The organism is Sphingobium indicum BiD32, assembly GCF_000382885.1.
Taxonomy (GTDB): domain Bacteria; phylum Pseudomonadota; class Alphaproteobacteria; order Sphingomonadales; family Sphingomonadaceae; genus Sphingobium; species Sphingobium japonicum_C.
In genome coordinates this window covers 1-14,127 of the sequence record NZ_CAVK010000081.1, presented here as the reverse complement: position 1 = coordinate 14,127, position 14,127 = coordinate 1, and the positions used below count along the sequence as shown (strand labels likewise).

The window sequence follows — 14,127 nt, the reverse complement described above, 5'->3', positions numbered from 1 at the left end:
CCTATTACCTGCATTGGTCGTTCATTGCCATTCCCCCTTTCGTCATGCCCGGCTTGACCCGGCATCCCGCTTTTCTTCGCGCAAAAAAAGCGAGACCCCGGATCAGGTCCGGGGTGACGTAGGTGGGCATTGCTGGCCTTGCTCATTGCGGGCAGAGCAAAGCCCGTCCGCCCTAGTAGTCAGGCGTCAAAGCCGAAGTTCAGGAATTCCGGGACAGGACCGTTCCAGCCTTCGTCGGGGCCATCATCCTGATGGTCGTTGCGGCGCTGGCGGGCGGGCGCTTCGGCGCGGGGGGCGACGGCCGGGCGGGCCGGGGCTTCCTCACGCGAGGTTTGCGCGCGGGGTGGGCGGGCTGCGCGGGGCTTTTCGGCGGCGGGTTCTTCCGCGACCGGGGTTTCGACGACCGGCTTTGCCGCGCGAGGCTTGCGGCCCCTTGGCGCGCGGGGGGCGGCTTCCTCGACCGGTTCGGCGCTGGCGATGGCTTGCGCCGCGCCGACGACCTCGATCTTGGTGCCGATCAGCTTCTGGATATTGTCGATCGCTTCGGCATCCGCTTCGGTGACGAAGGTGTAGGCAACGCCAGACGCACCCGCGCGGCCGGTGCGGCCGATGCGGTGGACATAATCGTCCGGGTGCCAGGGCGCGTCATAGTTGAACACATGGCTGACGCCCTTGATATCCAGCCCGCGCGCCGCGACGTCCGACGCGACCAGAATGTTGACGGTGCCGGCGCGGAAACGCTCCAGTTCGGCGATGCGCGAACCCTGGTCGATATCGCCATGAATTTCGCCCGACTTGAAGCCGTCGCGTTGCAGGCTCTTGTTCAAGTCCCGTACCGTCGTCTTGCGGTTGCAGAAGATCACCGCGCTGGTGACGTCCGCCTCGCGCAGCATTTTGGACAGGGTGTCGCGCTTCTTGCGCGAATCGACCTTCACCAGCCGCTGGGTGATGTTGATCGAGGCGCTGGCAGGCCGCGCGACTTCGATCGACTTGGGGTTGGACAGGAATTTGTCGGCCAGCTTCTTGATGACCGGGGGCATCGTTGCCGAAAAGAGCAACGTCTGGCGCTGCGCGGGCAGCTTGGTGCAGATTTCCTCGATGTCCGGGATGAAGCCCATGTCGAGCATCCGGTCGGCTTCGTCGATGACCAGCATCGAACAGCCGTTGAGCATGATCTTGCCGCGACCGAACAGGTCCATCAGCCGGCCCGGCGTCGCGATCAGCACGTCCACGCCCTTTTCGAGCGCGGCGAGTTGATCCCCCATCGACACGCCACCGATCAGCAGCGCCATGGAGAGTTTGTGATATTTGCCGTATTTCTCGAAATTTTCCGCGACCTGCGCGGCGAGTTCGCGGGTCGGCTCCAGGATGAGCGAGCGCGGCATCCGCGCGCGGCTGCGGCCATGGGCCAGGATGTCGATCATCGGCAGCACGAAGCTGGCGGTCTTGCCCGTCCCCGTCTGGGCAATGCCAATGATATCACGCATCATCAGGACGGACGGGATCGCCTGCGCCTGAATCGGCGTGGGCGTATCATAACCGGACTCGGTTACGGCCCTGAGCAATTCGTCGGAAAGGCCGAGATCGGCAAAAGTCATTCAATGGTCCGGGAACAGGAGGCTTGTCCGTCCAGCACGATAGCGAGACGGAAATCGGCCGCGCATTGCGGAAATATCGGCCGCTTGTCAAGGAAATCGCGCGGTTTGACGGGTTGGAGTTGCCCGATGGCGGCGCTCAGTCGTCGGGTTCGGCAGCGATCAGCCGTTTGAAGCTGTCAATGGCGCAGCTTGTACCGCTGCGCGCCTGCAACTCGTCGCGGCCCGAACAGAGCGATCCATCCTCGTCCGGTTCGACATAGAAGCCGGAATAGAAAGCGGTCGCATCACAACCTTTGGCTAGCCGGGCGCGATAGCGATGCTGGTCCGCAAGGATCAGATCGACCCCGTTACGCACGACTATGGCAGCAGCGCGAATCGAGCGCAGGGCGACGCAGCGCGGCCCCTTTTTCTCTTCCCATGCATCGGCCGCCTTTTCGGTGATGCGCGCGGGTGCCTTGCCCTTTCGGGCCATCGGTACGCGCATGATGACGCGCTGCTCGATCGTCAGTTGCGCCCATTGAACCGGGTCGGCCGCCGTGGCGGCAATCAGCAGCAGGATGGAATGAACCAAGTCGGACCCCTTTTGGGAATCGGACGCTATCGACCCGTGGTTGAACAGTCGATGAATTCCGGGGATAGGTGCGTCCCATGATTGGACAGCATATCATTGCGCGCTTTGCAGCGCTGCTTGGCCCCAAGGGCGTCATCACCGACCCGGACGATATTGCGCCCTGGGTCAGCGACTGGCGCGGGCGCTATCATGGCGCGGCGGCGGCGATCCTGTCGCCTGCCTGTGTTGAGGAGGTCGCTGCCTTGGTGACGCTGGCAGCAGAAACAGGCGTCGCTTTGGTGCCGCAGGGGGGCAATACGTCGATGGTGGGTGGCGCGACGCCGCCTGCCGACGGATCGGCGCTGATCCTGTCGCTGCGGCGGATGAACCGGATTCGCAGCCTGAGCGCGGACGTTAATCTGGCGATCGGCGAGGCGGGCGTGATCCTGAGCAACCTGCATGATGCTGCGCAGGCGGCCGGGCGACGCTTTCCGCTGAGCCTGGGGGCCAAAGGGTCCGCGACGATCGGCGGGCTGGTGTCGACCAATGCGGGCGGGACGCAGGTGCTGCGCCACGGGACGATGCGCGCGCTGGTCGAGGGGATCGAAGCGGTGCTGCCCGATGGCAGCATCTTCCACGGGCTGGACGCGCTGAAAAAGGATAATCGGGGCTACGACATCAAACAGCTATTGATCGGTGCGGAAGGGACACTCGGCGTGATTACGGCGGCGGCGCTGCGGCTGGTCCCGGCGATTGCAGCGCGGGCGGTCGGCTGGGTCGGGGTCGCCTCCCCCGCCGACGCACTGGCGCTGCTGCGGCTGACCGAGGCGGAACTGGGCGACAGCGTCGAGGGGTTCGAGGTGATTGCCGACGAGACTTTGGGTTTCGTGCTGGGGCATATCCCCGGCACGCGCAGCCCGATCGAGACGCGGACGCCCTGGCATGTGCTGATCGAGGTGGATCATGGCGATTTGCGCGATCCGGGTCCGGGTGAGCGGCTGGAGGGCGCACTGGCGCTGGCGTTCGATCGGGGCATCGCCATCGACGCAGTGGTGGCCGCCAATGAGGCGCAGGCGGACGCTTTCTGGCGGATCCGCGAATCGCTGTCGGAATCGGAAAAGGCGCAGGGACCGGCGTTGCAATATGACATCAGCGTGCCGGTGGCGCGGATGCCCGCTTTCATGACGCAAGCGGCGGATGCGGCAATGGCGCAATTTCCCGGCACGACGGCGTCGTCCTTTGGCCATCTGGGCGACGGCAATGTCCATTTTCATGTCCGCGCGCCCAGGGGGACAGTCGACGGACCAGGCTGGATCGCGGCGGAGGGAGAGGCGATCAACGCCTTCGTCCATGACGCGGTGGTCGCGGCGGGCGGATCGATTTCGGCCGAACATGGCATTGGCCAGATGAAGCGGGCGGAACTGGCACGGCTGGCGGGTCCGGCGCGGATCGGTGCGCTGCGGGCGATCAAGGCCGCGTTCGATCCGAAGGGGCTGTTCAATCCGGGGAAACTCATCCCCCTGCCCGACGAGCTTGGATAGTATATGTGAAAGCAATTGCCACCCGGTGCGCGGGGCTTTATCGCCCTCTCCCAGTTTTACGCCCGGCGATGCGTCTGCACAGCATCGCTTTTTGACAGAATGGATACCGGATCATGGCCAGCGCGCCCGCGAATAACCTGCCGATCTTCTACAATGACCTCATTCCGCTGAGCAGCCTGGATCATGCCGATTTTCGCAGCAAGGCGGTCGATTCGGCACCGTTCCTGACCAGCCAGCACGCCATTCCGCTGACGATCGACGAATTTGTGTCTGCCCAGCGCTTCGTGCCGATCATCTTTTCGGCCGGCGCGGATTCGGTGCCGCTGGCGCTGATGGGCCTCAATGAAGGCGTCAACATCTTCGTCGATGACGAAGGCAAGCTGCGTGGTCCATCCTATGTCCCCGCCTATGTCCGCCGCTATCCCTGGATGCTGGCCAAGCTGCGTCCCGACACGGACGAGCTGTCGCTGTGCTTCGACCCGACCAGCCCCGCGATCGGCGCGTTCGAGGATGGCCAGCCCCTGTTCGAGGATGGCAAGCCGAGCGAGCTGACCCAGGGCGTGCTGAAATTCTGCGAGGATTTCGAGCAGGCGGCGGCCCGTACCGGCCAGTTCGTGCGCGAATTGCGGGAAATGGACCTGCTGATGGACGGCGAAGTCGCGATCCAGACGCCGGGCAATGAACAGCCCTTCGTCTATCGCGGTTTCCGCATGATCAACGAGGAAAAGCTGCGCGACCTGCGCGGTGACCAGCTGCGCAAGATCAACCAGAGCGGGATGCTGCCGCTGATCCATGCCCATCTCTTCTCGCTGCAACTGATGCGCGATATTTTCGAGGCGCAGGTCAATCTGGGCAAGGGTCCGATCCCCCTGCCCGCCGTGCCGCAGCCCGTCGAAGCTTGAACCGGAAGTTAACCCGGAACGGCGCAAATAATTGATAGAAAAGCGATTGCATCTCCTCTTGAAACGGAATGTGACCTGGCCTATCTAGTGAACATGCGATGCACCTGCCCCCCTTTCGGGTGTATCGTATGGGCGCCTCCCCCCTTTGGAGGCGTCTCCTCCCTGAACCTTGGCCGCCCCATGCTCTGCATGGGGCGGTTTTTTCTTGGGTTCTGCCTTTGGGCGACGATGCTGGCAGCGGCGCGGTTTTCCTTGACGCGCGACGCGCGCCTTCCTAAAGCCCAGCCCCTGCCAGCCGCCCAATGCGGCTGATGGCCCCTTCGTCTAGCGGTTAGGACGCGGCCCTCTCACGGCTGAAACACGGGTTCGATTCCCGTAGGGGTCACCAGTAAAGCGATTTATCGTATTGATTTGGCGTGGTAATTTGATAAATCTCTGAAACTGATACCACGCCTATTCCCACATTTTCTGTGGGGCCTGATGGTATGATTCGGAACCTCACGGGACGCAATTCGCTCCTTTTCCGATCATCTTTGCTCCAGAGAGCCTGAGAAACACCCGTTTGTCCTGCAATTTTTGGCCGAAAGGCGAATGTCCGGTTTGGAGCAAGGGTCTTGGGATAGCTGTCATTCCACTATGCCGAACACGATGGACGCAGACTTCTGCGTCGCGGCGCTGGAAGAGGCGCTGGCCCGCTACGGCATGCCCGACATCTTCAACACCGACCAGGGCAGCCAGTTCACGTCGCAAGCCTTCACCAGCGCGCTACGCAACGCCGATGTCCGCAACAGCATGGATGGCCGGGGGCGGTGGATGGACAATGTCTTCATCGAGCGCCTTTGGCGCTCCCTGAAATACGAGTGCGTCTATCTCCACGCCTTCGAGACCGGATTGGAGCTGCGGGCTGGCCTTGGCCGATGGATCACCTATTACAACACCCAGCATCCGCACTCGGGCCTTGCTGGGACAACCCCGGCAGAGGCCTATCGGCGGATCGGGCAATCAGATCATGGGGGGCAGGCCCGCCATGATCTGATGATCAAACGGGCGGCATACCTACAACCGGGATTAGCCTAACTCAGCCGCCAAACGGTCCAAGAAGGCGGGACCGCCTCAACCTGCCACCATCGGATCAGTCCAAAATGGATCAAAAACGCGCCAATCATTTCTGTTGCAATGTAGGATTTCAACTGACAATTTTCTCCAGTATTTCGCCGATCCATCAATAGATCATATCCTTTGGGAACGAAAAACCATGCGAATGCACTTCTCAAAGCTGAACATCGCATTGATTGCCCTGCTTTCTGCAACGGCTGCCTATGCTGGTCCTGGCATATCGACTCAGATGACAATTACCCAGATCGGTGCACGCGACGCTGGGACAGATGTGAGCGGGACAGGCTTCAACAATCCTTACCCCTGTACCAATCCCAACACGTTCAGAATTGAGAACAGCGTGAGCAACGGGGACATGATGCGGGCGACCGTTCTTACCGCCCGTTCGCTGAATCGCCCCGTGCGGGCATGGGTCAGCGGATGCGGCGCTGACGGGGTGTCGATAACCACAGCTATATGGATGGATTAAGAAGAGTGTCTATGTTCCCGGCACATTCTGTTGCCCGCTTTCGAAAGCTGGATTTTCGCTCTGTGCGCTTATCATCGCGTTAGCAGCTTGTTTTGCAGGAACGCATCGAACAAGCGTTCGGAAATGCACTATGCGTAATATCGGATATCGCTATCGCCTGATTTACCATCCCCGTTAAAACGTTTGAGAAAGAGAAATCAGGAAATATTTTCCAGAAGTCGCAAATATAACTCCACTTTGGAAAAATGACATCTTGCAATGTTGGATTTTGCATGATCATCTTATGATCTATCGGGAGAGATTTGCTCATGCCACACTTGTTCATGCGCATGTTGGCGGGCGCGACCTGTTCTATATTCTCTGTCATGTCCTTATACCCCGCTCATGCAAGCGAAGCTTCGCCTGGATTGGTTACGTTGGTTGCGACAGATATGAGCACCAACTCCGGATACGTCTTTCAGACTGCCGGAACTCGCTCGACCAGGCCTGCGTGCGCAACAGACACTACGTGGGCAATCATCACACCAGCAACGGACAAGGCTAAAGCCATGTATGCAGCCATACTTACCGCTGCGGCCAGTAAACAACTCGTCTTTGTGGCAGGCAATGGCACCTGCGATACTACCAATTCCAACCGCGAATCTGTATCTTATATCACCGTCACCCCCTGATCGAATAATTGGTCACATCAGCCAATTGGCCAAGCTGGTTCGTTTGTTACCACATGGTCTGCATTTGCCATTCTTTGTGGCAATGCTCATCGCATCTGCTGAGAAAAAATCAACATGCTCGATTTCTCTATCAATTAGTGAGTAGTGGCATGATCTCCAGTCGAATTTTGATCACAATATTGCAACTGGCCGCATTGGGAAACTAGCGCACAATGACCGTTCGCTATGCCGCCCATAGCGTCAACTGCACCACGTCTCGGACTGATCTGGTGGGGGCATATCTCAACTGAGGCTGCGTTTATGCCATCACAATTGGAATTTAGGGGGCCAAATGAAAATCAGCGCTTTGGGACTGTTGGCCTTGTCAGGCGTGATCTGGACACCTTCTGCTGCCATCGCCTCTCAGCCATCCGGCGGACAGATCACCTATGTCACCACGATGAGTAATGGGGTCATCCTGTTCGACGTGAGCGGCCCGCGCACAACCCGTCCCGCTTGTGCAAGCCTGGCTCGCTGGGGGTTCAACGGATCGACAGCCGCCGGACAGGCCAAACTGGCCGGTTTGCTTACAGCCTATGCCCGGCAAGTGTCGGTCAACGTTTACGGGACGGCAACCTGCGTCTCGTGGGGCGACACCGAAGAAGTCGATTATTTCAATATCAACCAATGAGGTGCGGCATGAATTTACGGATGATCCGAACCGGGGCTTTGCTTCTTAGCTGTGCCTCCGGTGTCGCCCACGCGGCCAGCACGACCACCTACACCTATGACGCGCTGGGCAGGCTCACCAACGCCAGCACCACCGGCACGGTCAACAACGGCGCGCAGATGAGCACGACTTATGATCGGGCTGACAATCGCACGACATATCAGGTGACCGGGTCTGCCAACAAGGTCGTGGTCGTCCCGCTAAATGGTCTTACGGTCATTCCGATGCCGGACAATTGAAGCACCCTTTCAGAGCCTATCTCATAACGAAAATGGCAGGAGGCCAGCCTGTGGCGCGTAATTTGTTCCTTGCCCCATATTCAGCCAAACGAATGCTGCTGACCGCATGCGCGGCAGCGGCGTTACTGAGCATTCAGGCCGCGCCTGTCTATGCGGCTAACCCAGCAGTCGTCATTCCCACAGCCCCCCTCGTGTCGCCGTCAAACGCGCTCGCTTACTACGGCAATCCAACCAGCCCGACCCCGCCTACGACCCGTGACCCGCTAGTGGCCGAAGCGGCGCGAGCACTACGGTACGACGTTGATACTATCTACGCTTTCGTGCGCGATAATATCAAACTGACCCCGGTCTTCGGCCTTCAAAAAGGGGCCAGAGGGGTCGTGCTGGATGGCTATGGCTCGGCTTTCGATCAGGCGCAATTCATGGTCGATACATTGCGCGAAGCGGATGCCGTCGCAGGCAAGGGCTACAACCCTGTATACAAACTTGGCACGATATCGCTAACTGCGGCGCAATTTTCGAGTTGGACGGGCATTAGTGAGGCTGCCGTAGCGACCAAATTCCTGGCCAACGGGGGCATACCTGCTACCGTGACGGGAAGTGGTTCATCGTTCACCGTGTCGTTGCTGCACATATGGGTGCAAGTGACGATCGGGGGGACTAACTATCTGTTTGATCCCGGCTACAAGCCCAGCAGCACCGCTGCGGGACTGAACTGGCAAACTCAGACGGGCTATAATCAGGCAACCCTGCTGAGTGCTGGCGGCGGCGCTACAGCCACAACCGTCAATGGCTTCAACATCACCAATTTCCGCGCGAAGCTCGCAGACTATCGGGCAAGCCTTGAGAGCTACATTTCTACCAATGCCGCAGGCAAACGCGCGCAAGCTGTCGTGGGTGACGACATCATCACTGCGCACACCACGGCGGAGGATCGGCGCACAAGCTTGCCTTATGTCACCGCCACCAGCAGAAGCTGGAGCGGCCAGATACCGGGCGTCTTCCGGACATCCTTTACCGTCAAGCTGAACGGCGCATCGTACAACACCTATTTTGCCGATGTCGATGGCGGGGAGATACTCAGCTTCTCCTATTCCTATTCCGGTGGCCAGTTCATCAAGGGCAGCCAGCTTCCTTCGCCGGTCATCGCGTCGAGCTTCCTTGATCCCTGCGATCAATATCTGAGCAACAAGTCCACAGCCGCTACGCCTGCGACGGCGTCTATCGACATTGATCATCCCTATGCTGCCAACTCAGGCGGTTATGCCGACAGAACGATCAGCCGCCAAATTGTGTCGCAGGTTTGCACCAGCGGTCGTTTCTTCGTGTCCAATGATTGGGGCTTTACCGGTGATGGCGTGTCCCAGCGTATGGCTCCTGTCGCTGCCCTAATCCGATCTGATCCTAACAGACCGACCGATTTCACCTTTGGTCCAACGATCGCAAATATCGCCAGTCAATATTCCAGTTTCCTTGACCTTGCGGGTAAGGCACAATCGTCGGTCTTTCAGGTGCATGACCTGATTGGCATCCATGTGCTCGACAATGTGAATTTCAACGTGGATCCGCCTAATACGATGAGCCTGTCCACCAACCCTTCGCTGAGCTTCGAGGCAGCCGTGAGCGCCTATGGTAAGGCAGGAACGACATCATCGGATGTGACGGCGGCTTACACCGCGGGTCTTGGGCTGTCTTATGCCGAAGGCGCGGTGCCCCGTCAGGAGACCGATTCCGTCTATGACATGGCGGCGCTCAGCCTTGTCACCCAGCAGGATACGCGCGCGACATCGGCCGGCACTTACACGACCTATCTGGCCAACCCATCGGCCAGCCCTGCATGGTCCAGCGTTCAAGGTTCGCTTGTGGGCTATCCTAGTGGATCGACGGGCGCGGCATCGACCTATGTGTCGGAAGGCTATTCGCTGCTGATCCCCCAACGTGGCGCTCTTCGCCAGCCTCCTATCACCGTGCAGATAGGAAGTTCTACCTTCTATCGAACTGGCAGGCTGTGGGAAGGATCTGGGCCGGGAAGCACGGCGAGCGAATTGACGCGCTCCGCTTTCCTAGCTTGGCGTCCATCCGCTGGAGCGGGGTCTGTGCCTGACCGCATTGCGCTTGTGCTTTACGACCAGCGACGTGGAAGCATCCTCAAGGCCGGGGTCGGCGTGCCTGTCCAAACAGGCACCGATGCAGCGCCTGTCCGCAAGCCTGACGCGCCCAAGGTCGAGAGCAAGGATTTTATCCGAGCAGCGCTGAGCGTCGATGGGCAAAGCGGGGCGCTATCCTATGCGCCGGCCCCTGACCTCACAGACGGCGCAGGCGATTTCCCTCGATCGCTTGGCCTGCAGCGCGTGTATTCCCAGCGCGATCAAACCAACTATGGCTTTGGCATGGGCTGGAAAAGTAACTGGTATCAGGTCGCGACCATGTCCAACGATGGTCAACTGGCGTTGGGCAATGGCGGTGCGCAAGCGGTCGCCAGCGCGCTTGTGGCTATCCAGGCAATGGGCGATCTCACGACCACACAGGATGCCCAACATCTCTATGCTGCTTTGCAGACAGCCTCTTGGCTGACCGATCAGACCATCAATAACAGCATCGTCGTTAGCCGTGGCCTCGACCCCGACCATGCCTTCTATCGGCAGGCATCGGGGAATTTCGTGAGCGCGAAAGCGGATGGTTCGACCCTGACGATGACCGGATCGCCATCCGTTGGAATCATCAACCGGCGGCTTTATCTCGATACCAGTATCGCGTTCACGGACCGAGATGGATCGGTGCGTACCTATCCCGACTTATCTGCGACCCCGGTCGACATTTCTTCTCCCGGCATCGCGAGCGCTTACACACGAAAATATGTTTATATGAGCGAGTGGGCATTTCCCAATGGTATCAAGATCAATGCCGCCTATACCTCGACCCTGCAAGCAGATGTCCACTATCTTTTCCGGGCTTATAACAATCTCGGCGCAGCGATCAAAAGTCAGGACTATGATTTTGGCTCCGCAACCGACTTCCCCTACTGTCAGGTTAATGGTGGTCTAGTTTATTATAACCCGCCTTACCCCGCAAAAATAAGCTATATTACGCCCAGTCGGCAGGTCAAATTCGATATGGACGCGCAAGTGGGCTGGCAGCTCACTGTTGATCCAGATGGTGCCCGTTGCGCACCCGGGACCAAAACCCCGCCCATGCGGCAGCTTCAATATGTCTCCTATCTCCGCAACGTCGTCGATCCGACCGGCAATTCATGGTATGTCGGATATACAGGTGTCGGTGGCATGTTTGGAACGACGTCAGGACTGGGCCAGATTTACAAGCCGAGCAATGCGGGGGCCGACATCGTTGTCACTTACGGCAATGACGGTAACGTGCGAAGCTTCATCAATCTGCGCGGAAACATCTGGAATTATTTTTCCACCCGGTTCCGTTCAGAGGCTCTGTCTCCGGTGCAAGCAGCGACGCCTAGTTGGGGCAATGTCACCTATTATGACCAATATGGGCAGGCGATCCGCTCGGTTGATCCGCTGCTGCGCACGACCATTACGGCTTATGATGAGTGGGGTCGTCCGCAACTGGTGACCCAACCCGAAGGTAACGCGACACAAAGCGGCTATGACGCGCGCGGCAACCTCATCACCCAGACGCAGAAGGCGAAGCCGGGATCGGGACTGGCAGACCTTGTGACCAGCACGGCCTATGGGGAAGGCGCGACCATAACCACCTGCGCCAATATCATCACCTGCAACAAGCCGATCTACACAATAGACGCGCGCGGCTATCGTTCGGATTATGGATGGGATGCTGCCACAGGCATGCCCCTGTCGGTGCGGCAAGGCTGGAACAGCGCTGGTACAGCTTGCCAGATCAGCACGGGCGGCGGCTGCCCGTCGGTGACCTTTGGGTACGGATCAGGTCTTACAGGCTTTGATCCTTTCAACGGCGTCAGTTCAGGGCCGATCTATCTGCCACTCACGCAGGTCGAGGCTGTGCAGGGTGGAACTACGACCACGACTTATGGCTACACGCTCAAGACCTTCAGTTCGACCTACGCGCCTCTAAGCCTCCAGAATGTCCGCAAGCTCGTACCCACACAGATCACGGTCGATGATGGCGGCCTCAACCTAATCACATGCTTCGATTACGATGATGCAGGAAACATCATTTCCGACAGATCGCCGCGTGGCGGAGGGACTTGCCCATGAGCCGCCTCGCTTTACGCCGCCTTGCCGCCCTTGCGCTCTCGTTTCTCCCGGTTGCGATGACGGCCGCGCCAGCCATGGCACAGACCGCAGCAGCACCATTCCAAACCGGTTATCGCTGGGACGTCGAACGTCGCCTGGTCGGCAAGATATCGCCCTATCCCGATGACGGGAACGCCACCTATTATCCAGCCGAGCGCTATAGCTATAATATCGACGGACAGTTGATAAGCGTTGAGACGGGCATCTTGTCCGCTTGGCAAAGCCAGAGCGTTGTTCCTTCTACCTGGACCGGGTTCACCATACGGAAAACGGTCAGCTACAGCTATGACGCAGCAGGCAACCAGGTCGAGGAGCGTGTGACCGCAGGCGGCTCGATCCAGACGGTCACGCAAATGACCAGCGACGCTGACGATCGGCTGCTTTGTTCGGCAGTTCGCATGAATTTGGCTGCCATTCCGGCGACCGGCTCAGACGCCTGCACAGCGGGTACCGCTGGCACCAACGGGCCGGATCGTATGGCCAAAACCATATATGATACGGCCAGTCAGGTCTTACAGCTGCGTCGCGCGGTAGGAACGCCTCATGAGCAGGCGAATGTCACCTATGGCTGGTTAAATCCCTCCACCGGTTTGATCCAGCCGGGCAATACGCCCAATGGCAAGCGCGAGTTTATCATTGATGCCAACGGCAACAAAGCGAAGCTCGCCTATGACGGATTCGATCGCCAATCGCATTGGTATTTCCCATCCATGACACGGCCCAGCGCCTTCGATCCCGCTACCCCCACTACGGCATTGGCTACAGCAGGCAGCGCTTCTACTACCGACTATGAACAATATGGCTATGACGCCAATGGCAACCGGACGTCATTGAGAAAGCGTAGCGAACAAGGTCAGCCTGTTGGCAGCCAGACCATAAACTACAGCTATGACGCGGCAAATCGAATGTCTGTGAAGGACATTCCCGGCGGCACTGCAGCCGACGTCTACTACAGCTATGATCCTCGCGGGCTGCAACTCACGGCAAAATTTGTGTCTGTTGGCGGGTTGGGTATTAACAATGTCTATGACAAGACCGGTCGCCTGACGAGCAGCGCCAACAGTCTTGGCGGCGCGACTCGGACCCTGAGCCATCAATATGACGCCAACGGTAATCGCATCCAACTGACATGGCCTGAAGGAAACGCATTCACCTTCGAATATGACGGTATCGACCGGGTGGACATAGTCCGCCGGGTTGGATCTACCGTCGCCACCATCACTTACAACAACGAAGGCGAACGCTCCCGACTCAACAGTGGCGGCACCACCATCTACGCCTATGATGCGCTGTCGCGGCTGGCGTCGATCACCCATGATCTGGCGGGCACCGATCGCGATGTCACCTACTGCATGGGCACTATGAGCCCCAGTTGCGCATCCACCTACAATGCTGCCAGCCAAGCTTTGACGCGAACGATCAGCAACGACGCCTATGCGGTGCGCAGCCAGTTCAATGCCAACCGCAGTTATACGGCAAACGGGCTGAACCAATATACGACGGCGGGAGCGACCAGCCCGACGTATGACCTCAACGGCAATTTGACGTTCGCTGACGGAACAAACTACGCCTACGATGTGGAAAATCGCCTCGTCAGCGCCACGGGCGCGACCAACGCGGCGCTAACCTACGATCCAATGGGGCGGCTGAGCAGCACCACGTCGGCGGGCGCGACAACCTGGTTCCTTTATGATGGGGACGAATTGGTCGCGGAATATGACGGTGCGGGGACCATGCTTGACCGCTACGTTCATGGCCCGAATACCGATGAGCCATTGCTCTGGTATGAGGGACCGGGTTTAACGGCGCGCCGGGTTTTGCGCGCAGATCAGCAAGGCAGCATTGTCGCCATCAGCGACCTTGGCAGCAACAGCCTGTTCGTTAACAGCTATGATGAGTGGGGCAACCCGGCATCCAGCAATGTGGGGCGGTTCGCGTACACCGGGCAGATTGTGATCCCGGAGCTAAAGCTCTACCATTACAAGGCACGGGTATATTCGCCCAAGCTGGGGCGGTTCCTCCAGACCGATCCGGTCGGGTATGATGACCAGTTCAATCTCTATGCCTATGTCGCAAACGATCCGGTCA

Annotated in this window: 8 protein-coding genes, 1 tRNA gene and 1 pseudogene; 8 read left to right on the top strand and 2 right to left on the bottom strand. The window is 59.0% G+C overall.

The annotated features are described in order from the left end of the window. Positions 1-179: 179 nt before the first annotated feature. Positions 180-1,598, bottom strand: coding sequence for a DEAD/DEAH box helicase (locus EBBID32_RS08900; protein WP_006954356.1), 1,419 nt, complete (start codon positions 1,596-1,598; stop codon positions 180-182). A 136-nt stretch (positions 1,599-1,734) separates the two neighbouring features. After that, positions 1,735-2,169, bottom strand: coding sequence for a hypothetical protein (locus EBBID32_RS08895; RefSeq protein ID WP_006954354.1), 435 nt, complete (start codon positions 2,167-2,169; stop codon positions 1,735-1,737). Positions 2,170-2,246: 77 nt separating this feature from the next. On the opposite strand from EBBID32_RS08895, the gene EBBID32_RS08890 reads away from it, so the two are divergent. The 8 genes and pseudogenes from EBBID32_RS08890 to EBBID32_RS23560 form a co-directional block, all read left to right on the top strand. Then, a complete protein-coding gene (locus EBBID32_RS08890; RefSeq protein WP_006954353.1) occupies positions 2,247-3,689 on the top strand; it encodes an FAD-binding oxidoreductase in 1,443 nt (480 codons plus the stop codon). Positions 3,690-3,802: 113 nt separating this feature from the next. Next, positions 3,803-4,591, top strand: coding sequence for a SapC family protein (locus tag EBBID32_RS08885; RefSeq protein ID WP_006954351.1), 789 nt, complete (start codon positions 3,803-3,805; stop codon positions 4,589-4,591). Between the two features lie 313 nt (positions 4,592-4,904). Then, a tRNA-Glu gene (locus EBBID32_RS08880) sits at positions 4,905-4,979 on the top strand. A gap of 248 nt (positions 4,980-5,227) precedes the next feature. Then, positions 5,228-5,668: pseudogene (locus tag EBBID32_RS08875) on the top strand (transposase); the annotation flags it as partial. Between the two features lie 1,510 nt (positions 5,669-7,178). Continuing rightward, positions 7,179-7,517 (top strand): hypothetical protein, encoded by a 339-nt coding sequence (locus EBBID32_RS08865; RefSeq protein WP_006954346.1) that lies wholly within the window; start codon positions 7,179-7,181, stop codon positions 7,515-7,517. A gap of 8 nt (positions 7,518-7,525) precedes the next feature. Further along, positions 7,526-7,795 carry a hypothetical protein gene (locus EBBID32_RS08860; protein ID WP_006954345.1) on the top strand — a complete coding sequence of 90 codons (270 nt, stop codon included), beginning with the start codon at positions 7,526-7,528 and terminating at the stop codon, positions 7,793-7,795. Positions 7,796-7,887: 92 nt separating this feature from the next. Next, positions 7,888-12,000 carry a hypothetical protein gene (locus EBBID32_RS24845; protein ID WP_231382155.1) on the top strand — a complete coding sequence of 1,371 codons (4,113 nt, stop codon included), beginning with the start codon at positions 7,888-7,890 and terminating at the stop codon, positions 11,998-12,000. Then, a partial coding sequence (locus EBBID32_RS23560) for an RHS repeat-associated core domain-containing protein (protein WP_037489904.1) occupies positions 11,997-14,127 on the top strand: 2,131 nt, incomplete at its 3' end. The genes EBBID32_RS24845 and EBBID32_RS23560, both read left to right, overlap by 4 nt.

Coding starts and splice junctions, on each gene's coding strand:
- EBBID32_RS08900 (WP_006954356.1), bottom strand. CDS start 1,598: ATGACTTTTGCCGATCTCGGCCTTTCCGACGAATTGCTCAGGGCCGTA.
- EBBID32_RS08890 (WP_006954353.1), top strand. CDS start 2,247: ATGATTGGACAGCATATCATTGCGCGCTTTGCAGCGCTGCTTGGCCCC.
- EBBID32_RS08885 (WP_006954351.1), top strand. CDS start 3,803: ATGGCCAGCGCGCCCGCGAATAACCTGCCGATCTTCTACAATGACCTC.
- EBBID32_RS08865 (WP_006954346.1), top strand. CDS start 7,179: ATGAAAATCAGCGCTTTGGGACTGTTGGCCTTGTCAGGCGTGATCTGG.
- EBBID32_RS08860 (WP_006954345.1), top strand. CDS start 7,526: ATGAATTTACGGATGATCCGAACCGGGGCTTTGCTTCTTAGCTGTGCC.
- EBBID32_RS24845 (WP_231382155.1), top strand. CDS start 7,888: ATGCTGCTGACCGCATGCGCGGCAGCGGCGTTACTGAGCATTCAGGCC.